Origin of the sequence: Pseudomonas sp. KSR10 (assembly GCF_022355455.1) — a bacterium.
GTDB lineage: Bacteria > Pseudomonadota > Gammaproteobacteria > Pseudomonadales > Pseudomonadaceae > Stutzerimonas > Stutzerimonas stutzeri_E.
In genome coordinates, this window is record NZ_JAKOEN010000004.1 from 136,941 (window position 1) to 163,432 (window position 26,492).

At 60.7% G+C, this 26,492-nt stretch carries 24 protein-coding genes; 11 read left to right on the forward strand and 13 right to left on the reverse strand.

All coding sequences use genetic code 11. From position 1 onward, the window contains the following. Nucleotides 1–27: 27 nt before the first annotated feature. The 6 genes from MCB86_RS01455 (at nt 28) to MCB86_RS01480 (ending at nt 6,640) form a co-directional block, all read left to right on the forward strand. Nucleotides 28–1,266 carry a nucleoside permease gene (locus MCB86_RS01455; protein WP_239609282.1) on the forward strand — a complete coding sequence of 413 codons (1,239 nt, stop codon included), beginning with the start codon at nt 28–30 and terminating at the stop codon, nt 1,264–1,266. Nucleotides 1,267–1,721: 455 nt separating this feature from the next. After that, nucleotides 1,722–3,386: a phosphoglucomutase (alpha-D-glucose-1,6-bisphosphate-dependent) gene (gene pgm / locus MCB86_RS01460; protein WP_239609286.1), complete on the forward strand. Its 1,665-nt coding sequence runs from the start codon at nt 1,722–1,724 to the stop codon at nt 3,384–3,386. A gap of 309 nt (nt 3,387–3,695) precedes the next feature. Beyond that, a complete protein-coding gene (locus MCB86_RS01465; protein WP_045161908.1) occupies nt 3,696–3,908 on the forward strand; it encodes a ParD-like family protein in 213 nt (70 codons plus the stop codon). After that, nucleotides 3,905–4,693: a type I methionyl aminopeptidase gene (map, locus tag MCB86_RS01470; RefSeq protein WP_239609288.1), complete on the forward strand. Its 789-nt coding sequence runs from the start codon at nt 3,905–3,907 to the stop codon at nt 4,691–4,693. The genes MCB86_RS01465 and map overlap by 4 nt, the downstream gene beginning before the upstream one ends. Nucleotides 4,694–4,931: 238 nt before the next feature. Continuing rightward, the gene (locus MCB86_RS01475; protein ID WP_239609290.1) at nt 4,932–5,480 is read left to right on the forward strand and encodes a TetR/AcrR family transcriptional regulator; all 549 of its coding nucleotides are present in this window, start codon (nt 4,932–4,934) and stop codon (nt 5,478–5,480) included. Next, nucleotides 5,477–6,640 (forward strand): MFS transporter, encoded by a 1,164-nt coding sequence (locus MCB86_RS01480; protein WP_239609292.1) that lies wholly within the window; start codon nt 5,477–5,479, stop codon nt 6,638–6,640. The genes MCB86_RS01475 and MCB86_RS01480 overlap by 4 nt, the downstream gene beginning before the upstream one ends. Before the next feature lie 153 nt (nt 6,641–6,793). Here MCB86_RS01480 and MCB86_RS01485 read toward each other — a convergent pair whose 3' ends face one another. After that, nucleotides 6,794–7,129, reverse strand: coding sequence for a carboxymuconolactone decarboxylase family protein (locus MCB86_RS01485; RefSeq protein WP_239609293.1), 336 nt, complete (start codon nt 7,127–7,129; stop codon nt 6,794–6,796). A 13-nt stretch (nt 7,130–7,142) separates the two neighbouring features. Further along, nucleotides 7,143–7,916 carry an SDR family NAD(P)-dependent oxidoreductase gene (locus MCB86_RS01490; RefSeq protein WP_239609295.1) on the reverse strand — a complete coding sequence of 258 codons (774 nt, stop codon included), beginning with the start codon at nt 7,914–7,916 and terminating at the stop codon, nt 7,143–7,145. Nucleotides 7,917–8,070: 154 nt separating this feature from the next. Between MCB86_RS01490 and gcvA the strand changes: the two genes are divergently transcribed. Further along, nucleotides 8,071–8,985: a transcriptional regulator GcvA gene (gcvA, locus tag MCB86_RS01495; protein WP_239609297.1), complete on the forward strand. Its 915-nt coding sequence runs from the start codon at nt 8,071–8,073 to the stop codon at nt 8,983–8,985. A 20-nt stretch (nt 8,986–9,005) separates the two neighbouring features. On the opposite strand, the gene MCB86_RS01500 is transcribed toward gcvA, so the two are convergent. Then, nucleotides 9,006–10,256, reverse strand: a complete 1,251-nt coding sequence (locus tag MCB86_RS01500) for an MFS transporter (protein ID WP_239609299.1) — start codon at nt 10,254–10,256, stop codon at nt 9,006–9,008. Between the two features lie 74 nt (nt 10,257–10,330). On the opposite strand from MCB86_RS01500, the gene MCB86_RS01505 reads away from it, so the two are divergent. The 3 genes from MCB86_RS01505 to MCB86_RS01515 all read left to right on the forward strand — a co-directional run bounded on the left by MCB86_RS01505 (nt 10,331) and on the right by MCB86_RS01515 (nt 13,224). After that, nucleotides 10,331–11,032 (forward strand): helix-turn-helix transcriptional regulator, encoded by a 702-nt coding sequence (locus MCB86_RS01505; RefSeq protein WP_045161915.1) that lies wholly within the window; start codon nt 10,331–10,333, stop codon nt 11,030–11,032. 212 nt (nt 11,033–11,244) lie between these two features. After that, nucleotides 11,245–11,886 carry an FMN-binding negative transcriptional regulator gene (locus tag MCB86_RS01510; RefSeq protein ID WP_239609475.1) on the forward strand — a complete coding sequence of 214 codons (642 nt, stop codon included), beginning with the start codon at nt 11,245–11,247 and terminating at the stop codon, nt 11,884–11,886. Between the two features lie 567 nt (nt 11,887–12,453). Then, nucleotides 12,454–13,224: a 3-hydroxybutyrate dehydrogenase gene (locus MCB86_RS01515; RefSeq protein ID WP_045161917.1), complete on the forward strand. Its 771-nt coding sequence runs from the start codon at nt 12,454–12,456 to the stop codon at nt 13,222–13,224. Between the two features lie 233 nt (nt 13,225–13,457). Here the strand turns inward: MCB86_RS01515 and MCB86_RS01520 are convergent, their stop codons facing one another. From MCB86_RS01520 to MCB86_RS01555, 8 genes are all read right to left on the reverse strand, one after another. Next, on the reverse strand, nt 13,458–14,942 hold the full coding sequence (locus MCB86_RS01520; RefSeq protein ID WP_239609301.1) for a sigma 54-interacting transcriptional regulator: 1,485 nt from the start codon (nt 14,940–14,942) through the stop codon (nt 13,458–13,460). A gap of 333 nt (nt 14,943–15,275) precedes the next feature. After that, nucleotides 15,276–16,643 (reverse strand): TRAP transporter large permease subunit, encoded by a 1,368-nt coding sequence (locus MCB86_RS01525; protein ID WP_239609303.1) that lies wholly within the window; start codon nt 16,641–16,643, stop codon nt 15,276–15,278. Nucleotides 16,644–16,659: 16 nt separating this feature from the next. Then, the gene (locus MCB86_RS01530) at nt 16,660–17,241 is read right to left on the reverse strand and encodes a TRAP transporter small permease subunit (protein WP_345772235.1); all 582 of its coding nucleotides are present in this window, start codon (nt 17,239–17,241) and stop codon (nt 16,660–16,662) included. A 224-nt stretch (nt 17,242–17,465) separates the two neighbouring features. Beyond that, the gene (locus tag MCB86_RS01535; RefSeq protein WP_239609308.1) at nt 17,466–18,551 is read right to left on the reverse strand and encodes a TRAP transporter substrate-binding protein; all 1,086 of its coding nucleotides are present in this window, start codon (nt 18,549–18,551) and stop codon (nt 17,466–17,468) included. Between the two features lie 412 nt (nt 18,552–18,963). After that, on the reverse strand, nt 18,964–19,359 hold the full coding sequence (locus MCB86_RS01540) for a MerR family DNA-binding transcriptional regulator (RefSeq protein WP_045161921.1): 396 nt from the start codon (nt 19,357–19,359) through the stop codon (nt 18,964–18,966). Between the two features lie 130 nt (nt 19,360–19,489). Next, the gene (locus tag MCB86_RS01545) at nt 19,490–20,116 is read right to left on the reverse strand and encodes a CoA transferase subunit B (protein WP_239609311.1); all 627 of its coding nucleotides are present in this window, start codon (nt 20,114–20,116) and stop codon (nt 19,490–19,492) included. A gap of 2 nt (nt 20,117–20,118) precedes the next feature. Further along, nucleotides 20,119–20,814, reverse strand: a complete 696-nt coding sequence (locus MCB86_RS01550; protein WP_045161924.1) for a CoA transferase subunit A — start codon at nt 20,812–20,814, stop codon at nt 20,119–20,121. Nucleotides 20,815–20,891: 77 nt separating this feature from the next. Then, entirely contained in the window at nt 20,892–21,788 is an 897-nt protein-coding gene (locus MCB86_RS01555) for a hydroxymethylglutaryl-CoA lyase (RefSeq protein WP_239609476.1), read from the reverse strand. A 171-nt stretch (nt 21,789–21,959) separates the two neighbouring features. Between MCB86_RS01555 and MCB86_RS01560 the strand changes: the two genes are divergently transcribed. After that, on the forward strand, nt 21,960–23,582 hold the full coding sequence (locus MCB86_RS01560; RefSeq protein ID WP_239609313.1) for a methyl-accepting chemotaxis protein: 1,623 nt from the start codon (nt 21,960–21,962) through the stop codon (nt 23,580–23,582). Between the two features lie 179 nt (nt 23,583–23,761). Here MCB86_RS01560 and MCB86_RS01565 read toward each other — a convergent pair whose 3' ends face one another. Then, nucleotides 23,762–25,672, reverse strand: a complete 1,911-nt coding sequence (locus MCB86_RS01565) for an acetyl/propionyl/methylcrotonyl-CoA carboxylase subunit alpha (RefSeq protein WP_239609316.1) — start codon at nt 25,670–25,672, stop codon at nt 23,762–23,764. Then, nucleotides 25,669–26,472, reverse strand: a complete 804-nt coding sequence (locus MCB86_RS01570) for a gamma-carboxygeranoyl-CoA hydratase (RefSeq protein WP_239609318.1) — start codon at nt 26,470–26,472, stop codon at nt 25,669–25,671. The genes MCB86_RS01565 and MCB86_RS01570 overlap by 4 nt, the downstream gene beginning before the upstream one ends. Nucleotides 26,473–26,492: the final 20 nt, after the last annotated feature.

Below are 26,492 nucleotides of genomic sequence, written 5' to 3' on the forward strand. Positions count from 1 at the left end.
GACGTGCACTAAAACAAGGACAAGACCATGAGCACACTCAATGCACGGCTGAGCCTGATGATGTTCCTGCAGTTCTTCATCTGGGGCGGCTGGTTCGTTACCCTCGGCACCTTTCTGGCCAACAACCTGAGCGCGACTGGTGGCCAGATTGGTATGGCGTTTTCGACCCAATCCTGGGGCGCGATTCTGGCTCCGTTCGTGATCGGCCTGATCGCCGACCGGTATTTCAACGCCGAGCGCCTGTTGGCCATCCTCCATCTGGTCGGCGCCGTGCTGTTGTTCCAGCTTTATCGGGCGGCTGACTTCAGCGCGTTCTACCCCTTCGTGCTGGGCTACATGATCGTCTACATGCCGACCCTGGCACTGGTGAACGCCGTGGCCTTCCGGCAGATGAGCGACCCGGCGCAGGAGTTCTCGAAAATCCGCGTATGGGGCACCGTGGGCTGGATCATCGCCGGATTGGTCATCAGCTTTCTGTTCGGCTGGGATTCCCAACAGGCCATCGCGGCCGGTGCGCTGCGTAACACCTTCCTGATGTGTGCCATCGCGTCGGCGTTGCTCGGGCTGTACAGCTTCAGCCTGCCGAGCACGCCACCGCTGGCACGACGAGAGCAGGGCGGGCTGAAGGAAATACTCGGGCTGGATGCGCTCAAGCTTCTGAAGGACCGCAGCTTCGCCATTTTCTTTCTCGCCTCGGTGTTGATCTGCATCCCGCTGGCGTTCTACTACCAGAACGCCAACCCGTTTCTGGCCGAAATCGGCGTCGACAATCCGACCGGCAAGATGACCTTGGGGCAGATTTCCGAAGTGCTGTTCATGCTGTTGCTGCCGCTGTTCATCCAGCGTTTCGGCATCAAGAAGACGCTACTGCTGGGCATGTTGGCCTGGACGCTGCGCTACGTACTGTTCGCCTACGGCAACAATGGTGATCTGTTGTTCATGCTGGTCACAGGTATCGCTTTGCACGGGATCTGCTACGACTTCTTCTTCGTTTCCGGGCAGATCTACACGGACGCCAAGGCGGGCGAGACGTTCAAGGGCTCGGCACAAGGGCTGATCACATTGGCCACCTATGGCGTCGGCATGCTCATCGGTTTCTGGGTAGCGGGCAAGGTGACCGATCATTTCGAAGTAACCGACGGGCACGATTGGCAGAGCATCTGGCTGTTCCCCGCGGTATTCGCACTCGGCGTCTTCCTGACGTTCCTGCTCGCGTTCCGGGAGCAGCGCCCAGCGGGCCTTTCGACGGCTGCCAAGGCGGCTTGATATCGCTGATCAGGCGTCAGCTGGTGTGCTGACGCCTGATCCTGATACAGCGTATCGCACCCGCCCGGCGATACGCCCTCGTTGGACGGCGGCACAATCGCTCAACTCAATACCCGACGATGCGAGAGCGTGCAGGGATTCGCTCTGATCGTCGAAAGCGAGGCGGGTTCAGGGTCATGGTTTATTCCCTGGCTCCCGTCAGCTTCGTCTAGGAAGGCGAGCCCCCAGCAGACCCAGAAATAGCGGCGTTTGGATGAAGAAGGAACAGGCAATATCATGCGCCGCCGGCGAGCGTGAACATTGGTCCGATCGCACGGGGAACCAAAGCCCAAGGGATGATGGTCTTAGCGCCTAGTGAACGGCGTTGAACGATGCCTTTTTGTGTTGATTGCCTCCCATGCGGCACACGGTTTTGCCTGAGGCGATACTTTCCACTTTATCCAAAGGAACGACAGATGAGTCTCGACCTCAATGCAGGACGCCTGCCGGACGAACACACCCTGACGAACATCCCGCGACTGATCTCGCGTTATTACAGCGAGCGACCCGACCCTTCCGATCCGGCGCAGCAGGTCGCGTTCGGCACCTCCGGCCATCGTGGTTCCTCGCTGAAAAACAGCTTCAATGAGTGGCACATTCTTGCCGTGACCCAGGCGATCTGTGACTACCGGCGCGAGCAGGGTATCGACGGCCCGATCTTCGTCGGCATGGACACCCATGCGTTGTCCGAACCGGCCTTCGTTTCCGCTTTGGAAGTGCTGGCGGCCAACGGTGTCGAGACACGCATCGACGCCGGCTGCAGCGAAACCAATGGCGAGCCGGGCTACACGCCGACACCGGCCATCTCCAACGCCATTCTTGAGTACAACGCTGGCCGTAGTACTGGTCTGGCCGACGGCATCGTCATCACCCCGTCGCACAACCCTCCCGCTGACGGCGGTTTTAAATACAACCCCACCAATGGCGGTCCGGCTGATACCGGCGTGACCAAGTGGATTCAGGATCGCGCCAATGCCCTACTGACGGCCGGGCTCACGGGCGTCGAGCGGATGGATTACGCCCAAGCGCTGAAGGCTGCCACCACTCAACGATTCGATTTCATCGATCACTACGTCGGCGGCTTGGGCCAGGTAATCGACCTGGAGGCGATTCGCAGCTCGGGTCTGAAGTTTGGCGTCGACCCGCTCGGCGGTGCCGGCGTGCACTACTGGACGCGCATTGCTGAACGCTACGGGCTGCCGCTCGAGGTACTGTCTACGGGTGTCGATCCCACGTTCCGCTTCATGCGTCTGGACTGGGACGGCAAGATCCGTATGGATTGCAGTTCGCCGCACGCCATGGCCGGGCTGATCGAAAACAAGGACCGCTTCGACGTGTCCTTCGCCTGTGACACCGACCATGATCGCCATGGCATCGTCGCGCGTTCCGTCGGGCTGCTGAACCCAAACCACTATCTGGCCGTGGCGATCGAATATTTGTTCACCCATCGCCCCGAGTGGAGCGCGCAAGCCGGCATCGGCAAGACGCTGGTGTCCTCCTCGATGATCGACCGGGTTGCCCAGGGTATCGAGCGCAAAGTGGTGGAAGTGCCAGTGGGCTTCAAATGGTTCGTCGATGGCTTGATGGACGGGAGCCTCGGCTTCGGTGGCGAAGAGTCTGCGGGCGCGTCGTTCCTGCGCAAGACCGGTAGCGCATGGTCGACAGACAAGGACGGTCTGATCCTCGGCCTGTTGGCCGCCGAGATCACCGCGGTGACCGGCAAGGATCCGGGCGAGCGCTACCAGACACTCACCGAGCGTTTCGGTGCGCCGGTCTACCAGCGTATCGATGCTCCGGCTGATCGCGAACAGAAGGCCAAGCTGGGTAAGCTCAGCGCCTCACAGGTCACGGCAGCTGAGCTGGCTGGCCAACCGATCAAACAGATTCTCACCGAGGCGCCGGGCAATGGCGCGGCGATCGGCGGGCTCAAGGTAGTCACCGACAATGGCTGGTTCGCTGCACGCCCGTCCGGCACTGAAGACGTCTACAAGATTTATGCGGAAAGCTTCGAAGGCGAGGCGCACCTCAAGCGCATCCAGGAAGAAGCCAAAGCCTTGGTCGATGGCGTGTTGGCCGGCTGAACCGACCTGGCCTCTCACTACGGTCGGCTTCCGCGCTTCGTGGAGCTGACCCTTTCTGGCGATGGCGTAGCCGCTTCATCGCCAGCTCCGCTTGCTCAATGACCGATGACTATTACCACGATGATGTCGGGGTAGTCTTCGCCGAGTGCCTTACCTTCAGCTGCCATCGCCGCCTTCAAGCGCTCGAATCGCACCCCTGTCACATTCCATAGCGACTACCACGGCGTGTCTCAGCGTCCAAAATTGCTTTTGGCTTTTAAGTAAGCGAAACATATGCTATTAATATACGAAGCATATATGGAGAAGCCAATGGGTATTGTGAACATCGACGACGACCTACACGATCAATTGCGCCGGGCAACGAAGGTTTCCTGCCGTTCGATCAACGCGCAGGCGGCCTTCTGGATCAAGGTGGGGATGCTGTGTGAGACCAACCCTACGCTCAGTTTCAACGAGATCATCCAACGCGAGCTCAGCGGCGCCGGGGTCTCGGCTCAGCCATTGACCATGAACTACCTATGATCAAGCAACCCTGGGAACTGGCGCTGTTAGCTGAATCCGGCCGGCTGCTCGCGTCCGTATTCGAGCTGTTGGATCGAACCCCACTGATTGGCATGTCGACGCTTCAGATTGATGAAATGGTCGAGAACTTCATTGTCCGGGAACTGCAAGCCCGGCCGGCCAGCAAAGGTCAATATGGCTACGGCTTCGTGCTGAATTGCTCGATCAACGACGTGGTTTGTCACGGCGTTCCATCGCAATCGGAAGTGCTTCGAGATGGCGATATCGTCAACCTCGATATCACCCTGGAGAAAAATGGCTATATCGCCGATTCGAGCAAGACCTATCTTGTCGGAGAAGTCAGCCCAGCCGCCAAACGCTTGGTCCAGGTTACCTACGAAGCCATGTGGAAGGGTATTCGGGCGGTTCGTCCAGGTGCCCGGCTTGGTGATATAGGGGCGGCAATCGAGCGTCATGCCAAGCGCAACGGTTATTCGGTGGTGCGCGAATATTGCGGCCACGGCATCGGCCGCGAGATGCATGAGGAACCTCAGGTGCTGCACTTCGGTAGGCCAGGCACCGGACTCGTCCTGCGAGAGGGCATGGTTTTTACCATCGAGCCGATGCTCAATCGAGGCGCGCGGAATGTCAGAACCAAGGCAGACGGATGGACCGTTGTCACCAAGGACGGATCGCTTTCTGCGCAGTTCGAGCACACCGTTGCCGTGACCGCTTCTGGCGTTTCGGTGCTGACTTTGCGACCTGATGAACTAGGTATGATCAGCCAGGCCAAAAGCGCCGGGTAGCGCACCTGTTTCTAGCCGGAACAAGCGAGCAGGAGCGCAACGATGTCGCGCGTCCTGACTTCACCGTGCCCAACGTACCCATGCCAGCGCCTCTGGGGCCTTGCCTAATCCTTTCAATCGACTCTTGTGGCGAGTTGGAGCCTGCTCCAGGCGGCACGCGGTAGGGCGCGAGTTGGCATATGGGCATTGAGAGCCGTAGCAAGCTTGACGTGTAAAATGATCGTTTTACACTGAGCCCATGGACAAACGTGAAGAAATGATCGCGGGCGCGGCCCGCATGTTCGACTCAGAGGGGTTCCGAGGAATCGGGATCGATCGTGCGCTCGCGCCTTCCGGTGCCTCCACCCGCACGCTCTACAAGCACTTCGGCTCACGAGACGGACTGGTTATCGCGGTGCTCGAAGCGAGGCATCATGCATTCATGACGCAACTCGAAGCGCAGTCAGCGGACGTCAATCCGGTTGAGTCGCTTTTCGATACGCTGCGGCAGTGGATAGAAGAGCACGGCGCGCGAGGATGCATGCTGCTGCGCGCGCGCAGCGAATACGCCGAAGCCAGCGGCGCAATCGTGTCACTGGTTCTTCAGCAGAAGGGTGAGTTCCGTAACGAAGTTGAAAAACGCGTTCAAAGCGCCCTTGGGTATGAGAGCCCGGCGCTTTCCACCCAAGTCTGGTTACTGTTCGAAGGCGCCACTGCTGCGGCCAGTGTGACAAGTGTTTCGGTCATTGACGACGCCAAGGCTGCCGCGTTGTCGCTTCTCGAACATGCCCGAGTAGAGCACTCATGAGCCGCGGCCTGAATCTCATCGCCGCAGCCTTCGCCCTGACAGCGCTTTCCTATGGTCTCGCACGTTTTGCCTATGGGCTCCTTCTGCCGCAAATCCGCGAGGAACTGACGCTCGATGTAGCCGTAGCCGGGTGGATTGGTGGCAGTGCTTTTGCCGCTTACTGCGTCGGTATCGTCTTCGCATTTCTAAGCGCTGCCAAACTCGGTCCGCGCACTATCGCTTGCTTGGCCGGACTGGCTGCTACCGTTGGCATGGGGCTCGTATTTTTTGCATGGTCGGGTTGGGCGCTGGGCCTAGGCATTACGCTTGGAGGCGTGAGTACTGGCCTGACATCGCCTCCGCTCGCGTCCGCGGTTGCAGCCCGGTTCGGTGACCAAGACCGCCCTAAAGCCAATGGAGCGATCAACGCCGGAACGGCCGCAGGCATCGTATTTTCAGGCGCGGCAGCCTTGACGGCCGCTGGTGCGTGGCGCGAGCTTTACGCCATGTTCGCGCTGTGTGGTGCAGGCGTAACGGTGTGGCTCTGGTTCGCCGTCCCGCCGCGCGCCAATGGCGACGCCCCACAGCGTTTTTCCCTCGCGATCTTCGGTCGGCCAGGTCTTTACGCGCTGAGCGTGAGCGCCTTTTTGATGGGCTTGGCCAGCACTGCCATCTGGACGTTCGGGGCGGATATCTTGCGCAATGAATTCGGCTTTACCGACGCCCGTATTGCATGGGCCTGGATAGCGCTGGGCGTGGCAGGCATCAGCGGATCGCTGACTGGTGTTCTGGTCAACCGCTTCGGTACGGGACGAGTCCATGGATTTGCGCTGCTGGGAATGGCGCTTGGCACCGTAGGACTGGCAACAGCTTCCATGTCGGCCATCTCCGGCGTTGTAGCTATGGGCGTATTTGGCGCTGCCTATATCGTCTCGACGGGAGCCTATCTGATCCAAGGCATCAACCTGCTTCCGGACCGTCCCGACCTGGGTTTAGGCATTCCCTTTCTTCTCCTTGCGATTGGCCAGGCTATCGGCACGCCGCTATTTGGCGCCACGCTGACCGCTACAAGTTCCCTTAATGCACTGATTGCGTCGGCGGTGGTGGCTTGTCTTGCGATAGCCATTCGGCCGCGGGGGAGCGGCGCGGGCATATCACTCCAGCAGATTGGAAGTTCCTGAGCGAGACATAGCAACGCCTCGGCGGTGCATCCCGGTTCGCTATGGCATATCTCTACACGCTCCGATGGCGCAGAGTTGGCCCATATCGCGGCGTTGTTCGAAGGAAGAAGGTGAGCTGATAAGAAGCGGGCGCTTAGAGGCGCCCATTGCAGATCAGGGCTCGCCGAAAGCCCCAATGGCATCGAATACTCGAGCGCTGTAGGTCAGGGCAGCGCCCGCGTTCAGTGCGATGGCCACGCCCAAGGCTTCGCCGATTTCCTCTCGGGTCGCACCATGCTTGAGCGCATCCTGAACATGAACCGCGATGCAGCCGTCGCAGCGGGTGGTAACGGCCACCGAAAGCGCGATCAGCTCGTGGGTTTTCGGATCAAGATGTTTGGCCGGTGCGCTACCCATGGTGTTCAGTCCGCGCATGGTTTGTGGCGCGAATTGGGCGAACTCACCGGCCCGGTTCATCAACCCGCCAAAATATTCATTCCAATCCTGCATCGAGCAAACTCCTTCAGTGACGGCCGGCGGTTACGCCGCCATCGACCGGCAGCACGGTGCCAGTAATCCAGGCAGCCTCGCTTGAGGCGAGGAACAGGATGGCTGACGCAATGTCGCCCGGCTGGCCGTTACGCCCCAAAGGATGGAAGGCATTGAACGTCGGCAGTACTTCCTTGACCTGTTCAGCATTCATGAATGTGCCGTATACCGGCGTCTCGACCACAGCCGGGGCCACGGTGTTGATGCGGATGTTCGAGCTGGCAAGCTCAATGGCCAGGTTGCGAGTCAGCGCATGCACACCGGCATTGGCTGCGGAGTAGGCTGCCGAAGGCGTCGCACCGATGGCCTGGATGGCCCACAACGAACCCGTTTGCACGATAGCGCCGCCGCCGCGTTGAAGCATGGCTTTGGCTGCCGCCTGTGCCATGAAGAATTTGCCCTTGAGGATGGTATCGAGGAACCAGTCATACTCGTCAGGATTCACCTCGAGGAACGGCTTGGGTTTGAACACGCCCGCATTGTTGACCAGGATGTCGACGCCGCCGAATTCGCGTACCGCCACGTCGACCAATGCTTGGGCAGTGCTGGGGTGGGCGATATCGCCGGTCAGGGTGTGTATCTGGCGACCGCTGGCATCGATTTCCCGGGCTGCCTGGGTCAGCTTGGCCGCATCGCGTCCGCCGATAACCACCGAAGCGCCGGATGTGACCAGACGCTTGGCGACTTCCTTACCGATACCCGAACCGCCGCCGGTGACGATGGCAACCTTGTTAGAAAAACTATTCATACTCTGATCTCCTCAGTGTTACTGAGCGCAAGGAATGGTGGCCGACAAAGGCTCTTCGCGTAACGTTAGTTTGCCGACCTGCTGCGAATTGTTGATTTGCCAGACACTGCCGACAACGCATAAGATTTCGCTTTCCGAGAAAGAAAAACTTTCAATGGCTACGCCTGCGTACCTAAATGCCTTGCGCGCCTTCGAAGCGGCTGCGCGACATCAGAGCTTTTCTGCCGCAGCAGCCGAGTTGAACGTCACCCCTGCAGCCGTAGGGCAGCAGGTGCGCAACCTCGAGTCATGGCTGGGGATCGCTCTGTTCACTCGCGCTGCAAGTGGGGGGGCACGCCTGGTGTTAACCGATGCAGCGCGTGCGGCACTGCCTGATATACGCGAGGGCTTCGAACGACTGGGGCTGGGTTTTGCTCGGTTGAAGGACGCCGGTGTGCACGCGGAACTCACCATCACGGTCAGTCCCGCCTTCGCTTCAAAATGGTTGTTGCCCCGTATCGAGCGGTTTCAGCAGGCCTATCCAGACCTGAATGTGTTGCTCGATACCAATTCGCGTTCAGTGGATTTTCAGGCTGAGCGTATCGATGTCGGCGTACGCTACGGTTCCGGCAGTTGGCCAGGTTTAAGCGCCGTTCGTTTGATGGACGAAGTCATATTTCCGGTTTGCTCGCCGAACTATCCATTGCTGAAGAGCGGACGATTGCCCGCCGACGCCTTGTCGCGTTGCACGCTGATCCACGACCTGTCGATGGCAAATTATGGCGACTACCCCACGTGGCGAATGTGGCTGGATGCATCGGGCTTCAACCATGTGAAGAGCGATCATGGCCTGCGCATCAACAACTCGGCGGCCGTCCTGCAGGCAGCGATGGAGGGGCAAGGGCTGGCACTGGCGCGCAGTGTGATGGTCAAGGAGGACTTGAATACCGGCCACCTCATCCGCCCCTTCGCTGACAAAGGCCTGGATTGCCCCCTGACGCAGGCGTACTACGTCGTCTATCGTCCAGAGAATGGCGAGCTGCCGAAGGTGCAGGCCTTCCGTGACTGGTTGCTTACCGAGGCCGGCTAGATGATTGGGGATTAGTGCGATCAATTTTCCGTACGCTGAACCATGTTTTTTCTTCGAGTCGAACTGTCGCCAAGCATGAAAACCAGGATGGCTGCTGCCTGAAGAACGGCTGCGAAACCGAACAGCAGCATCGCCGAGCCCGGTCCGTCGGTGAGCGATGTCAGGATTCCGAACAGGCCCGGGGCAAATGCATAGCAGCCTTGTGATGTCGCGACGATCAGTGCGATCACGCGTTGCGTTTGATGTTTGGGAAATTCGGCCTGTGCGATGAGCGGAGGCACGGACGTGGCGTTGCCTATACCTGCGCCGAACATGACGATGCCTATCCACAACAAGATGGGATGGGTATGCAGTGCTGCCATGATCAGGCAACCCGTCAACTGGCTCGCGTAGCTGATGCAAGCGACTGTTCGTCGGTTGGCATTCGCGGGCATGCACCAACCCACCAGGAATCTGCCTGCAATGGCGCTCGCGGTTGCCAATCCCATCGCAAGGCCGGACTGTTGCTCGGTGAGATAGGGAGCCAGCAGCAGAAACATATGGGCGATCAGCCCGATCTGCGCGAACAGGCCCAGAGACATTCCGGCCGCCAGGGTGACGAACTGGGGGTTGCTCCAGAGAGATATCGCCGATGCGATTGGCGGAGCATGATGCTCGGCACGCCTGACTTCGGCTCCATCTGCATGCTGTCCCAGATGCTCTGGGAGAACGCCGAAGATCTTTAGCGAGAGAAATCCGATGGTGCTGATGGTTAGCACACCTATCAGCAATGCGGTCTGCGAAAAGCCCAAGTGGTCGATCAGATAGACCCAAGCAGACGAGAAAATCACGCCGCCGATGCTGGCGCCGTTATAGGCCATCGCCAGAGCGGCGGGACGTTTGGCAACGAACCACGGCGCGATGATTGCGTTGATTGCCGCTGCGCCCAGCGTCACCCAACCTAGGCCGCTGAGCGTTGCCGCGACAAACAGTTCGGTGGGCTCGCGCGCTATCGACCACCCATATACGCCCACGCAAAGCAGCAGCGAACCCAGGGCGGTGATCCGGGGGATACCAAAGTGTCTGTACAGTTTGGGAAGGTTCACGACCACGAGGGTCCCAGCCAGAAAATGCACGGTGACGGCGGCGGAGCACAGTTGCACGGACCAGCCGGTTCTCTGGATGACGGTGTACAGAAATATCGGCGGGCCGTAGAAGCCGATTCCCCACCCGAACAAAGCCGTTACAAAGGCTGCCGCTACGACTTTCCCGCCGAAAAAGGATTGGTTCATTGCTGCCTCCGCTCAAGTGGTTTGAACCTGAGTATGATGACGGCGACACGGAACACTTCGAGGGTAGCCGAACTATGGATGTAGATACCGCTGACGCATATCTCGCTGCGGTGGCAGGCGCCATCGCCGATCCAGCCCGGTCGCGAATGCTATGCAGCCTGCTGGATGGACACGCTCGCACTGCGACCGAATTGGCGGCCGTCGCCGATATAGGCGCTTCCACCGCCAGCAGCCATTTCGCGCGCCTTCGTGAACAGGGTCTGGTCGAGCTGCATGTGCAGGGCAGGCATCGGTATTACAGATTGGCCAGTACCCAGGTGGCTCGGGTTCTGGAGGCGCTGTTGTCTCTGGCCAATGGCTCCGCGGCGGCGTTCCGGCCCTCGACCCCCTCCGCTTTGAGGCACGCGCGAACCTGTTACGACCACTGCGCGGGTGAGGTCGCGGTCAAGCTGCACGACGCCTTGCTTGAAGCGAATTGGATACAGGTGCAAGGCAGGGACTACAAACTCACCGAGGTGGGAACCGAAGCGTTGGCGAGGCGGGGGATCGATATCGACGCAGTGCTCCGTCAGCGCAGACGCCTGGCGTATCCGTGCATGGACTGGAGCGAGAGATCGCCGCATGTCGGCGGTGCGTTGGGCGCGGCGTTGTTGGAGCTAATGCTTAAACGTGGCTGGGTCACTCGTCATCTGGACTCCAGGGCGCTGAGCGTGACGTCCAAAGGAGGTACCGAGTTGTCGAGAAGTTTTGGCTTTGGTGGTAAGGGGCCAGTCTGATCCCTCGTTGCTTCGAAGCCTGTCGAGCGACGTTTCATCCGGCATCCATGCTCCTGTCGCAATGGCTTTAGGGCTCGGCAGGCGGGGAGACTAATATCCATGACGATGATTTTTCGCACTGAGATGGCTGCAATACCTGCAGCTGCATGTCCGGCGATGCCTGGCCAATTCCTCATTTTCTAACGATGTCCCGTCAACCCACGGGTGGTGATATGTACGTTCCAGAGCACTTCGATCCCCCTTCGACTGACGCCATGTTCCAGCTCGTCAGACAGCATCCTTTAGGTGTCCTTTTTACACATGGCGAAAGCGGTTTGGACGCCAATCACATTCCCTTCGAATTGGTCGCGGAGGCAGGTGCGTTTGGGACGCTGCATGCCCATGTCGCGCGCAATAACCCGGTTTGGACAGACGTCCGGAACGGTGATGAGGTGCTCGTCGTATTCCGGGGAGAGGAAGCCTATATCTCGCCTAACTGGTATCCGAGCAAGCAAGAACACCACAAGCAGGTACCCACCTGGAACTACAAGGTGGTACATGCGCACGGCCGCATTACCATTCGGGATGATGAGCGCTATGTGCGGGGGTTGGTCGCCAAGCTGACCCGTACGCATGAGGTCTCTGAGCCCAAGCCATGGAAAATGACCGATGCACCGAAGGAATACATTGCCTCGATGATGCTGGCTATCGTCGGTCTGGAGATCGAGATCACTCAGCTCATCGGCAAGTTCAAGCTGAGCCAGAATAAGGAGCTAGGGGATATCCAAAGCGCTGCAACTATTCTGATAGAGCGTGGACGTGAGGCACTAGGTGAATCAATGCTCGATTTACCCCTAGGCCAGAAAGGCTCATAGTTTGGAGTTCGGCCCATCCGTACAACCGGTGTGCACCATCGTCTGCTATTGGCCGGGTATCGCGTCGCGGGGGGCGACGTTTGAGATGCCGACAAGCCTGCTGAGCATTTCGGCCAAAGCGCTCTGTCCAGCTTGCAGGACATTGCTTCGATGAATGTGTGCTGTCTGTTAAGCATGTTCAATTTTCTAGACATCTCGGCTGGCGGATCCGGTGGCCCAGGCCAGCGACGGACTGACTCTGCCGCACCCAACCCGTGCAATTCGGGCATTCGTCGGCGCTCGGTCAAGTCTGGCACGGCTTTCGCTCTTGGTTTTCCACTGTCCCGTTTGTTATCCCAGTCGCACCGTCAACGAGCGGCCGACTGGAGCGCGGGACGATTAGAACAATAAGGAAAACTGCATGAATGCCTTACTCGAACGTTCTGGGGGAGCGACCGCCGGCCATATGCCGTCCCGCTTTGCCATAGCCCCGCACAGCGCCCTTCGTGGCAGCCGCTATTCTGATTGTCAGCAAGGTGCCTTTTGCACCAATGCCCTGACCGTCATTCGCCGTTATCGGAGACAGCCATGATCTTGAAAGGCAAAACCGCCCTGGTCACCGGTTCGACCAGTGGCATTGGCCTGGGCATCGCCTGCAAACTGGCGGAGGCGGGCGCCAGCGTGATGCTCAACGGCTTCGGCGATGTGGAGGCGGCTGTCGCCCAAGTGTCCAGGTACGGCACGCGCGTGCTGCACCACCCGGCCGATGTATCCGATGCTGAACAGATCGGCGACATGGTCAGCCAGACCGAGCGTGATTTCGGTTCCCTTGATGTGCTGGTCAACAATGCAGGTATCCAGCATGTCGCGCCGGTCGAGAAATTCCCGGTCGAGCGCTGGGACAGCATCATCGCCATCAATCTGTCCTCGGTGTTCCATACCATGCGCCTGGTATTACCGGGCATGCGTGAGCGCAACTGGGGGCGGATCATCAACATATCCTCTGTACATGGCCTGGTGGCCTCCGCGCAGAAAGCTGCTTACGTGGCGGCCAAGCATGGTGTGATCGGGCTGACCAAAACGGTTGCGCTGGAAACGGCAACCACTGGAATTACCTGCAACGCGCTTTGCCCCGGCTGGGTACTGACGCCACTTGTGCAACAGCAGATCGATAGCAAGGCGCAGGTTCATGGCGACCCGAGCCGAGCGACCCGTGAGCTGCTGATGGAGAAACAGCCCTCGCTGGATTTCGTCACGCCTGAAGAGCTGGGTGACCTGGCGCTGTTTCTCTGTAGCGATGCCGCTCGGCAGGTGCGCGGGGCGGCCTGGAACGTGGATGGCGGCTGGCTGGCGCAATGATCGACTAGCGCGGCGAAACCCATGGCTGCCGTCGGCACGGCCGGTCCGTGCCTGCGCTCCTGCATGGCCACGCCGCTGGAGTGCATCGCGCCAGCGATGCGTATCTGGCTCCGCAGAGGCCAAAGCAACCGAAAATAGCAGAAGGGCCGATAATCCATAAGTGATGGGGCGGTGAGATTCGAACTCACGGCTCGCATGCGACGCGGCTGGGGCCGCGTGGCTATCGCAGCGACCTACCGCTCGCTCAATCCATGCAGTTGAAGCTTGGAATACAAGCTCGCTCGAGAAATTCCCAGTTCGACAGCGGCACGGCGGCGATTGCCCTTGCAGGCGCGCAGCGCATGTTGCAGTGCGCGGCGCTCGGCCTGTGCAACGCTTTCGGCCAGCAGCTGCAAGGGCGAATCTTCCAGCGTGGGCAGTTCGACCGCGGACAATGCTGGTTCCGCCGGCGGTGCGACCCGGTGGGTCTGCTCGCCAAGCAAGGGCAGCAGATGCCTCGGCTCCAGCGGCAGACCGTCGGCGTTCAGTTGTGCGCGCTCCAGCAGGTTGCTCAACTCGCGCACGTTGCCACGCCAGGGTTGCCCGCAGAGCAGCGCCACGGCGTCGGCGGTGAGCTCCATCGGCGCCTGGCCGGATCGATTAGCGATGTCATCGAGCAGGTGTTCCACCAGGGCCGGGATATCGCTGGCACGTTCGCGCAGTGACGGCACCTTGAGAGCGAGAACATTGAGCCGGTAGTAGAGGTCGTCGCGAAACTGCCCGGTGGCGACCTTGGCTTCCAGATCGATATGGGTGGCCGCGATCACCCGTACGTTGAGTGGTTTGACCTGGTTGGAACCGAGCGGCTCGATTTCCTGTTCCTGCAATACACGCAGCAGCTTTGCCTGCAGCGCCATGGGCAGATCGCCGATTTCGTCGAGGAACAAGGTACCGCCGTTGGCGACTTCGAACTTGCCGATCCGTGCCTTACGATCGGCGCCGGTAAAAGCACCGGGTGCGGTGCCGAAAAGCTCCGCTTCCACCAGGGTTTCGGGAATGGCCGCGACGTTGACCGCGACGAAGGGGCCGTTAGCGCGCGGCGACAGGTTGTGGATGCCCTGGGCCAGCAATTCCTTACCGGTCCCGGTTTCGCCACGGATCAGCACCGTGGCATCGAGCTGTGCGGCGCGCCGGGCCTGGCGCTTGACCTCGCTGGCGGCGGGGCTGGTGCCGATGAAACCGGCAATGGTGTAGCGCGCGCGGCGGGCCTTGGCCAACTCGTTCTGGGTGGCGACCAGCTGAGTCTGCAGGATGTTGAATTTGGACATCAGCGGTTTGAGATGCTGCGCCCGGTCGAACAGGACGAACCCCAGCGCGCCCACGAGCGTGCCGTCCTCGTCACGCAGCGGGATACGGGTCACCACGAAATGTTCGTCACCGAATGCCATCAGGTCGAGCATGCTCGGCAGGCCGCTTTCCACCACCTCGCGCAGACGACTGGCCGGCAGCACTTCCTCGATCTCCTTGCCGAGCACGCTACGCGGATCGCTGATGCCGACCTTCTCGGCGTACTTGTCATTGATCCAGACGATGCGCGCCTGGCGGTTGACCGCGATGGTGCCTTCGCATTGCGCATTGAGGTGATCGAACAGCAACGGCATCGCCACCGCGCGAAAACGCTCCGGCGAAACGCCGATGATCAGGCCGTTGTGGTCGAGGTCGTTGCGCGCAATCGCCATGGGCAGAGAAATCCGTTTGGGTTCGGCCGTTTATGGGAGGCCCCGGCTGCCTCAAGCAAGGTAGCCGGGCCGGAGCAGCTAGGCTGGAAAAACGTTAGCGAGGCAGGCAAGACAAGGCGCAACGACCAGCGGGAGTAACAGCCGAAGGCTGGCCCGAAGGGCGAGCGCAGCGAGTCAAACGGCCGAAGAAGCGGACCGAGCTCGCGTACGAGTTTACTTTATGTAAATGAGCATTACTCACTTCGTTCGCCCTCCGGGCCGCGCTAAAGCGCGTTAGCCGCAAGCGGCTTTCTGAGGCCGGTTTCAACGCAGTATTGCCAACGCAGGTAGTTTTTACTGGGCGTACACCTCGTTGGGCAGCCATGTGGCCAGAGGCGCATAGAAGAACACCAGTGCCAGACCGATCAACTGGATCAGGATGTAGGGCACTACCCCGAGATACACGTCGCGGGTGGTCACTTCGGGCGGGCATACGCCCTTGATGTAGAACAGCGCAAAACCCACCGGTGGCGTCAGGAACGAGGTCTGCAGGCACAGCGCGAATAGAATCGCGAACCACAGCGGGTCGACACCCATGGAAAACAGCACCGGTGCCACCAGGGGCAGAATGATCAGGGTGATCTCCACCCAGTCCAGGAAGAATCCCAACAGGAAGGTGATGAACAGCACCGTCAGCAGCACCCCGGTCTGACCGAAGGGCAGGCCGGTGAGTGCCGCACGAATCACGTCGTCTCCACCCAGGCCGCGCAGCACGGCGGCGAACACCGTGGCACCGATGAATATGCCGAAAATGAAGGCCGAGGTGCGGCTGGTCTGATAGAGCGCCTCCTTGAACACGGCCATGTTCAGACGGCGGCTGCAGGCCGCCATTAGCACCGCGCCGAACGCGCCGACGGCGGAGGCTTCGGTGGTAGTGGCGATACCGAAGAAAATCGACCCGAGCACGGCGAGGATCAGCACGAAAGGCGGCACCACGGCCCAGAACACGTCGAGCAGCGCGCGGGCGTCGAGCTTCGAGCGGTTGGCCGGTGCAGGCGCGAAATCCTTTTTCAGCCAGGAAGCGATGACGATATAGAGGATGTACATCAGCGCCAGCATCATCCCAGGGATGAGCGCACCCATGAACAGTTTGCCCACCGAGGCTTCCGAAGTGCCGAGGCGGTCGGCCATCAACACCAGCATGATGCTCGGCGGGATCAGTATTCCTAAGGTGCCTACCGAGCAGGCGGTGCCGACGGCCAGGCTCTTGTTGTACTTGGCCTGTAGCATCGGGCCGATCGAGAGCATGCCCAAAAGTGCCACCGAAGCGCCGACGATGCCGGTGGAGGCGGCCAGGAGGATGCCCACCAGCACCACCGTGACTGCATAGCCACCGCGCAACGGACCGAGGACCCGTACCAGGCTGTGCATCAGACGCTCGGCGATGCCGGAACGGTCGAGCATGATGCCCATGAAGATGAACAGCGGCAGGGCGACCATCAGTTCATTGGCGACGATGCCGTAGATGCGCGCATCGAGCACGCCGATGGTGCCGTCCCAGGTGAACCAGAGGTCGGCATCGAAGTGTTCGATCAGCACATGGCCTAATACGGCGAACAGCAGTCCGATGCCGGCCAACGACCAGGCCACCGGGAAACCAAGCAGCAGGAGCCCCATGAACGAGGCGAACATGCTGATGACGAGAATTTGTTCCAGACCCATGACTACGATTACTCCATCAGGGCTGCGAACGGCCGCGGTCGCGGTCATTCGTCGGGGCTGACAACGCCCGCGGGAAATTGAACAGCAAGGTGCTGCAACGCGTGGCCCGCGACAGCAGGGCCAGAGCGACCAGGGTCAGGCCCAGCGGCAACACACTCTTGAAGATGAAACGGTGCGGCAGGCCGCTCGGCGCCTGCGAACGCTCGTTGTGGATGAAGGCCTGGTAGGCGAAGGGAATCAGCGCATCCACCATCAGCAGCACGATCGGCAGAGCCAGGAGCAGGATGGATAGCAGCTCGATGATGGCCTGGCTGTGCAGGGTGAATTTTTCGCGTAGCACATCGACGCGTACATGGTCATCACGCACCACGGCATAGGCGAGCGCGAGCATCAATGCCGCGCCGAACAGATGCCAGGACAGCTCCTCCAGTGCGATCGAGCCGCGCGACAGCACGAAGCGACTGAAGACGTTGGTCAGCACCACCGCCAGCACCAGCAGCCAGATCCAGGCGCTGGCTTCGCCGATGGCGACCAGCGCCTTGTCCAGCCAATGGGAAAATTTGTTGTGCGGCAGTGCATCCGCATGGGCGGTGGGCACTGCATCGTCAGGGGAAACGGGAAGAACGGACACGGCCACCTCGGTAATCCGGCACTCGTGAAGAAATGGCACGACCGAAGCCGTGCCGTCAGCGCCCTGGTTGGTTGGCTAGGTCAACGAGTTTCGCTGCCTGACGCCTCGATCGAAACGCCTGATCGGGGCTCGAGCATTCGAACCTGACTGACGCACCTACTTGTCAGGGCGCCGGACTCAGTGCGCAGCGATCAGTCGTACTGGTAGTAATCGCGTGGCAGATAGCCCTTGCTGTGCCAGACCGAGTGATGCTTCATGAACTCGCGCTGGCTGGTCAGGACTCGATTGAATGTCTCGTCGTTGGCGGCGAGTTCGTCGAGCACCTCGTTGGTTACGCGTTCAAGCTCGCGCAACACTTCTTCGGGCAGCACCTGAGCCTTCACGCCCTGCTTCTCGTAGTCGCCCAGTGCGGTCGGTTGGGCCCACTCGCTTTCGGCGAAGCCCTTGAGCGTGGCGGATTCACAGCCCATCTCGATCAGTGCACGGCTCTGCGGCTCCAGCTTGTCCCACACACCCTTGTTCACCAGCAGGTGGGAGGTAGTCAACGTCTGGTGCCAGCCCGGCATGATGTAGTTCTTGATGATCTGATCCAGGCCCAGCATCTTGTCGATAGCCGGCTGCGAGAACTCGGTGGCATCAATGGTCTTGCGTTCCAATGCTTGGTAGATCTCGCCACCTGGAATCATGGTGACCGAGGCGCCGAGCTTCTCCAGCACTTTGCCGCCGATACCGGCGAAGCGAATGCGCAGGCCGTCGATGTCTTCCAGCTTCTCGATCGGCTTGGCGAACCAACCGGCGCCTTCCGGGCCGATGATGCTGCACAGCATGGGGTGGATGTTGCGCTTGGCGTAGATCTCTTCGAGCAGTTTTTTGCCGTCACCCTCGTAGTACCAGGCCAGATATGCTGGCGGCTCCATATTGAAGGGCGCACCGGAGTAGAGCGGCAGCGCTGGGATGGTGCCTTGGTCGTAGCCGATCCAGGTGTAGCCGGCCGGATACTTGCCGTTGCTCACCGCATCCATGATCTCGAATGGCGGGACCAGTTCGCCGGGTTCGTAATAGCGCAGCTGAATATCGCCACCGGAAATCGCTTTGAGCGACTCGGACAGGTGCTTGACCGGCGTGGTCAGGCCGACGAGATGGGATGGAAAGGCCAACGGCACCTGCCAGCGAATCTTCTCGGCGGCCATCGCGTTTCCACTTAACAGGGTGGCGCTGAGAAGTGTGGTTGCGCCAATGGCACAGGCGAGGCGGGATAGCTTTTTCTTTACTGACATCGCAGGTTTCCTTGTTTTTGTTGTTTTGGATAACCAGAAGGTGCAGCCCGGTGTGGCGCTGCGCAGTGGAGGCGGGCGAGTGACATCCGGTCGCTCGTCCGCCAGATATTCTGGCCTCTAGCGCTTATCACTTAGCAGGTTCTGTGCCTGACCCGATGAATACGTTGAAACGCGCGTCCCAGAGCCATTTCACCAACAACCTGGTGAAAGTGTTGTCCAGCAGGCTGGACATGCTGAGCGCGGATTATTTTGTATGTCCAATAATCTGGAAAAGTGTCTTTTGGTCTGGACGGTGAGTGCGTTGGACACGCCGAGACGGCGACCCCACCACGTGGTTGTGGCGAGTCGCTGCGGCTAAGAACGGGGGGACGGTTACCGAGACGGCGCTAGGCGCTCGCCGTGCGTTGGGCATTCAGCTCGCTTCTTTGCCCAGGGTCGCTTTCAATGCGGTGAGGCAGCGCTCTTCGGCAGTATCGAGCTCCAGCTGCATCTGCTGGATATCCAGTTGTTGCTGCTCAAGCTGCTGGCGGCGTTCGGCAATCATGCCGAGCATGATGTTGAGCTGCTTCTGGTTGCCCGCCTTGGGATCGTACAGCTCGATCAGCGTCTTGCATTCGGCGAGCGAGAAACCGAGGCGTTTTCCGCGCAGGATCAGCTTGAGCGCGACGCGGTCCTTGGGGGTGTAGATGCGCTCCTGGCCGCGGCGGGTCGGCGAGAGCATGCCTTGCTCTTCATAGAAGCGTATGGCGCGGGTGGTGATGTCGAGCTCGTTGGCCAAATCGGAAATGCTGTAGGTCTGCTTTGCCATGAATATATCCAGTCTTGCCTGTCCACCCGCGGCTCGCGACGAACCGGGCGCTTGTACTTATGTGAAACGAGCCAAGGCTACACGCTGCGCTGACCCGATGCCCAGTGGCTTTTAGCCAGCGCTCGTTGCGTCAGCGTTGGATCGCGCAGCCGGTCGCTTCCTGAATCTGCTCGAAGGTGACCCCGTCAGCCAGTTCGACCAGCTTCAGTCCCTGTTCCGTGACGTCCAACACGCCCAGGTCGGTGATGATACGGTCGACCACGCCGACGCCGGTCAGCGGCAGATCGCACTGCTTGATGATCTTGTGCGCGCCCTTGGCGGTGTGCTCCATCAGCACCACTACGCGTTTGACCCCGGCGACAAGGTCCATTGCGCCGCCCATGCCCTTGACCATCTTGCCGGGGATCATCCAGTTGGCCAGATCACCTTTCTCCGACACCTGCATGGCGCCAAGAATCGCCAGATTGATATGACCGCCGCGGATCATGCCGAAGCTCATGGCATTGTCGAAAAAGGCGCTGCCGGGGAGGGCGGTGACGGTCTGCTTGCCAGCGTTGATGAGGTCCGGATCAATCTCCTCCTCGGTGGGAAACGGACCGATGCCGAGCAGACCGTTCTCGCTCTGCAGCCAGACATCCATGCCGTCCGGAATATAGTTGGCCACCAACGTCGGCAGGCCGATCCCCAGGTTGACGTAGAAGCCATCCTGCAATTCCTGCGCGGCGCGTTGCGCCATCTGTTCACGTGTCCAGGCCATGATCAGCTCCTCACCGTGCGTTTCTCGATGCGCTTCTCGGCGTTCGGGTTGTGGATGATGCGCTGCACATAGATGCCGGGCAGATGGACCTGGTCGGGGTCGATTTCGCCGGTTTCGACCAGTACATCGACTTCCACCACGCAGACCCTACCGGCCATGGCTGCGAGCGGGTTGAAATTGCGCGCGGTTTTGTTGAACACCAGATTGCCCGCCTTGTCGGCCTTGTGCGCCTTGACCAGGGCGATGTCGGCGGTGAGCGATTCTTCCATCACGTACCACTCGCCATTGAACTGGCGCGTTTCCTTGCCTTCGGCGATCAACGTGCCGTAGCCGGTGCGGGTGAAAAACGCGGGAATGCCGGAACCGCCTGCACGCAGCTTCTCGGCCAGGGTGCCTTGCGGCGTGAATTCGAGTTCCAATTCGCCGGCCAGGTACTGGCGTTCGAATTCCTTGTTCTCGCCGACATAGGAGGAAATCATCTTGCGCACCTGGCGCGTTTCCAGCAGTACGCCCAGGCCGAAGCCGTCGACACCCGCGTTGTTGCTGATCACCGTAAGATCCTTCTTGCCGGTGTCGCGCAGTGCCTCGATCAGCGCTTCAGGGATGCCACACAGACCGAAGCCGCCCACGGCGAGCGTCATGCCGTCTTCGATCAGGCCATCGAGCGCTTGCTGGGCGTTGGGATAGAGCTTGTTCATGTGAACCTCGTGTTTTCCGTGTGCCGCCACTCAAACCATAGGACCGGAACGCGCCGGTGCAAGCGGGTGTTTTGTCGTCATTGCGCTGCCTGGCGCGCACGAGCGACTCGTGAGCCGTTGGGTCGTCCCAGCACGTCACTGATGCATTGTCCGGCGGCGATCAGGGCGTCGAGATCGACGCCGGTTTCGATGCCCAAGCCGTTCAGCATGTAGAGCACGTCCTCGCTGGCCACGTTGCCACTGGCGCCTTTGGCGTATGGGCAGCCGCCCAGGCCTGCAACCGAACTGTCGAACACGCAGATGCCTTCCAGCAGGCTGGCATAGATGTTTGCCAACGCCTGGCCGTAAGTGTCATGAAAGTGCCCGGCGAGTTTGTCGCGCGGTACCTCACGGCTGACCGTCTCGAACAGCTGCCGGGTCTTGCCCGGTGTGCCGGTGCCGATGGTGTCTCCCAGCGACACCTCGTAGCAGCCCATGGCGAATAGCTCATGAGCGACATGTGCGACGCGCTTGGGGTCCACTTCGCCTTCGTAGGGACAACCGAGCACGCAGGACACGTAGCCGCGCACCTGGATGCCGTTCTCTCGCGCGACTGCCATCAGCGGCGCGAAGCGCGCCAGGCTTTCTTCGATGGAGCAGTTGATATTCTTGTGCGAGAAAGCCTCGGAAGCGGCGCCGAACACCGCAACCTCGCTGACTCCGGCTTCGATGGCGGCCTCGAGCCCTTTCAGGTTGGGCGTCAGGGCGGCGTAAGTGACCCCGGTTTTCTGCCGGATCTGCGCGAATACCTCGGCCGAACCAGCCATCTGTGGGACCCACTTGGGCGACACGAAACTGCCGACCTCGATGTAATGCAGGCCGGCGGCACTCAGGTCGTCCACGAGGCGTACCTTATCGCCCACGCTGATCGGCTGCTTTTCGTTCTGCAGCCCGTCTCGGGGGCCCACTTCAACCAGGCGTACCCGGCGTGGCATTGCGGTGGTTGTAGTCATCGATTGTCCTCATGAACAAGTGCCGGTGCCGTCCCGGTAAATTGGGGAGACCCATGGGTCATACGGCGACTCTGCTCCCTCAAGTTCCCAGCAGCATGGCAGATAACTTTGGAAGACCCGCTCCTTGGCGGGGCACCACGTTCGAGAACCGCCATGCTACGCAAACTGAAGATCTCCCACCGTACGCTGTTGTTCTTTGCGCTTGTCGCTGTACTGCTGACCGCGCTTGGGTTGTTTAGTCTGATGCAGATGGCGGCGATACGTGCCGCAGGCAGCGAAATCGACTCCGATTGGATGCCAAGCCAGGCGGCCGCTGACGATATGGCGCTGAACTTCGCTCACGTACGGATCGAATCCATGCGTCAGCTTGCTTTTCACGATGCCGAAACGCTTCGTAAGAGTGGTGAGGAGATCGCCGCGGCAATGACTGAAATCGGTCGCCTGATGGTTCGTTATGAGAATCACATCTCCAACCCCGACGAGGCTCGTACATTTAGCATCGTCAAGGAGGTATACGCGAATTATCCGCAGGCGCTTCAGGAACGGCAGCGCGTGCTTGATAGCAACCTGAGTGCCGAGCAGGCCGCCAGGGCTGAGGCGCGGGTTAACGATCTTAGCCACCAGTTCGAGCAGGCCTTGTCGAAGCTCCGGTCCTTCAACGAAGAGGGCGCTCACCATGCAGTGGAGGCGGCTACTTCCGTTTACCAGAAGGCGCAGATAGTGATCGCCTCGGTGATCCTGATTGCGCTGGTCTCGACCGTTGCGTTGGCCCTGCTGTTGACCGCCAGTATCGTCCGGCCCATGCGTCGGGCTGTCGCCGTTTCGAGTCAGATAGCCAAAGGCGACCTCACCCATGATGTGCATGTCGATGGCAATGACGAAGCGACCGAACTGTTGGCCTCGTTGAGCGAAATGCAGATCAACCTGCGTAACATCATCGGCCAGATCAACGATTCGGCCCATGTATTGACCGCCTCGGCCGAAGAGATGAGCGCTGTCATGCTGGACAGCACCCAGGGCCTGCAGCGGCAGAACGACCAGATCGAGCAGGCGGCCACTGCGGTGAACGAAATGACCTGCGCGGTCGAAGAGGTGGCCAGCAATGCCGTGTCCACTTCTGAAGCGTCGCGGGCCTCCAGCGAGTCGGCTCAGCAGGGGCGTAAGCAGCTCGAAGAGGCGATCGCATCGATTCAGGCGTTGGCGGATGACGTCGTCAGCGCTTCGGCACGCGCCGGCGAACTGGCCGATCAGACCCATAACATCACCCGAGTACTGGATGTGATCCGTGCCGTCGCCGACCAGACCAATCTGCTGGCGCTGAATGCGGCCATCGAAGCTGCTCGCGCCGGCGATGCCGGGCGTGGCTTCGCTGTCGTGGCGGATGAAGTACGAGCGCTGGCCAAACGTACCGGCGAGTCGACCCGCGAAATCGAATCGATGATTGGTAGCATCCAGCAAGGCACGGGGCGGACGGTTGAAGCGCTGCAACAGGGTGCCGCTCGCGCCCAGGGCACACTCGATAAAGCCGAGGCGGCTGGCGTCGCCCTGGTGCGGATCGCCGAGACGGTGGCCGGGATCAACGAGCGCAATCTGGTAATTGCCAGTGCGTCGGAGGAGCAGGCGCAGGTCGCCCGTGAGATCGATCGCAACCTGGTCAGCATTCGCGATCTTTCGGTGCAAACATCTGCTGGCGCCCAGCAGACCAGCGTGGCGACTCAGGAGCTCTCGCGCCTGGCGGTGGGCCTGAATGGACTTGTGCGTCGTTTCCGCATGTAGCCATTGAGCGGCGTTTGTACTTCTATTGGAGCGAATTGGTCTGCTAGGGCGTTCTCGCGAGGGGCCCGGCTGGCGAGCGAGCCCGGTCCTGCAAAGGGCAGCGCCGACGTCCTGCAGGCTATCACCGGGGGGCGCCACTGGCAGGCGCTCCCGGATCTGCCAGCCGTCGGTACCGGTCATCACTCAAGCTCCACCAACGTGGTGCCTTCGCTGATCATCTCGCCTTCGGCACAGTAGACGGCTTTCACCATGCCGGCTTCTGCCGCACGGATGCTGTGCTCCATCTTCATCGCTTCAAGCACGATCAGCGTGGCCCCGGCTTCGACGCTTTGCCCGGTCTCGACCAGGACGCGCACGATGCTGCCATTCATAGGGGCCGTCAGGCCGCCGTGGTGCTGATGGCTGGCTTCGGCTTCGGCGATGGGGTCGAATGCGGTTACCGCGTGCAGCTCGCCGTCCCACTCCAGGTAGAGCGTGTGGCCTTGGCGAATTGCCTTCGGCTTGCGTACCCCGCCAGCTACAGGTTCGCGCTGAATGGCCGGTTCATCCACCCGCACCAGGCGGTTTTCACCGTTACACGTCAGGTGCACGCCAATCCGCGCCGGCATCCCGAAGCGCAGACCGGCGCGATTCGACCAGGGCGAGTGGACGTCATCACTGCGTACCTTGGCCGGTTCGGTTTCGATGTACAGCTCAGCGGCCAACTGCCAGAACGCATCCGCCAGTTCGCCTGGCTGGCGCATCAGTTCGGCTTCGTGCCGGGGAATGAAGCCGGTATCCAGTTCCGCCGCCGCGAAGGCAGGATGCCCAACCACCCGCCGCAAGAACGCCAGGTTAGTGCGCACACCGCCAACACAGGTTTCGCCGAGCATAGCCAGCAGCCGCAGACGCGCCTCTTCGCGGTTTTCGCCCCAGGCGATCAGCTTGCCAAGCATGGGGTCGTAGAACGGCGAAACCGTATCGCCTTCAGCCACGCCGCTGTCGACCCGACGACCCGGCCCCTCAGTGGATTCGCGATACAGGTCGAGGGTACCGGTGGCCGGCAAGAAGTCATTGTCAGGATCTTCGGCATACAGTCGCACCTCGATGGCGTGGCCGTTAAGCGGTACCTGATCCTGGCTGATCGGCAGGGGTTCACCGCGGGCGACGCGGATTTGCCAGGCGACCAGATCGAGACCGGTGATGGCTTCGGTGACTGGATGCTCGACCTGCAGGCGGGTGTTCATCTCCATGAAGAAGAACTCCCCGCGCGCATCGAGCAAAAACTCCACGGTGCCAGCACCGACATAACCGATGGCCTGCGCCGCCTTGACCGCCGCTTCGCCCATGGCTCGGCGCAATTCGGGGGAGAGGCCTGGCGCTGGTGCTTCTTCGACGACCTTCTGATGGCGCCGCTGGATCGAGCAGTCGCGTTCGTTGAGGTACAGGCAGTTGCCGTGCTGGTCGGCGAACACCTGAATCTCCACATGGCGTGGTTTGAGCACGTATTTTTCCACCAGCATCCGCGAATCGCCGAACGAGGATTGCGCCTCACGCTGGGCCGATTGCAGTGCTTCGGCGAGATCCACTTCGCGCTCCACGACCTTCATCCCTTTGCCGCCACCGCCGGCGGTGGCCTTGAGCAGCACCGGGTAGCCGATCTTCTCGGCGGCAGCGCGGAAGGTTTCCACATCCTGGGCTTCACCGTGGTAGCCCGGTACCAGCGGAACACCAGCCTTTTCCATCAGCGCCTTGGCGGCTGACTTGCTACCCATGGCGTCGATGGCCGAGGCGGGCGGGCCGAGGAAAATCAGCCCGGCGCCTTCGATGGCACGGGCGAAATCAGCATTCTCGGACAGAAAGCCGTAGCCCGGGTGGATCGCCTGGGCGCCGCTGGCTTTGGCTGCGGCGATCAGCTTGTCGATCATCAGATAGCTTTCGGCGGGCTTGGCACCACCGAGCTCGACGCGGATGTCGGCTTCGCGCGCATGGCGTGCGTCACGGTCGATTGCGCTATGCACGGCGACGGTGGTCAGGCCCATGGCCTTGGCGGTGCGCATCACGCGGCAGGCGATTTCGCCGCGGTTGGCCACCAGAAGGGTGGTTATCATTGTTGTGGCTCCTGCATCCAATTCGGTTTGCGCTTCTCCAGAAAGGCATTCAAGCCTTCTTGCCCCTCAGGGCTGACGCGGATACGGGCGATGCTGTTTTCGGTATAGCGGCGAAGCGCCGGGTTGAGCGATCCGCTGCTGGCTTCGCGCATCAGATCCTTGCTGGCGCGCATGGCCTGCGGGCTGTTCAGCAGGAGCGTGTCGATCCAGCCGCAGAGGTTGTCGTCCAGCGCTTCAGCGGCATAGGTTTCCGACAGCAGGCCAAGATCGCGAGCGCGTTCGCCGCTGAAGCGTTCGCCGGTCATCGAATAGCGGCGCGCGGCCCGTTCGCCGATGGCCTTGGCCACGAAGGGGCTGATCACCGCTGGCGCGAGGCCGATGCGCACTTCCGAGAGCGACAGTTGTGCGTCCTGCGCGCCAATAGCCATGTCGCAGCAGGCGATCAGCCCGACTGCGCCGCCAAAGGCCGCGCCTTGCACGACCGCAAGCGTCGGCAGCTTCAAGTGGTAGAGGCTGTACATCATTTCAGCCAGTTCACGGGCATCGGTGAGGTTGGCATCGAAGTCCAGCTTCGCCGATTGCTGCATCCAGGCCAGATCGGCCCCCGCGCAGAAATGCTTGCCGCGCCCGCGCAGCAGCAGGAAGCGCAGGTTCTTGTCCGATTGCACCTGATCGATGGCGAGCACCAGTTCACGGATCATCTCGGCGTTGAAGGCGTTGTTTTTTTCCGGTCGATTGAGCCAGAGCGTGGCGAAGCCGCGCGGATCCATTTCCAGTTGTACGGTGGTGAAATCGGTCATGACGGCAAATCCTCGATCAC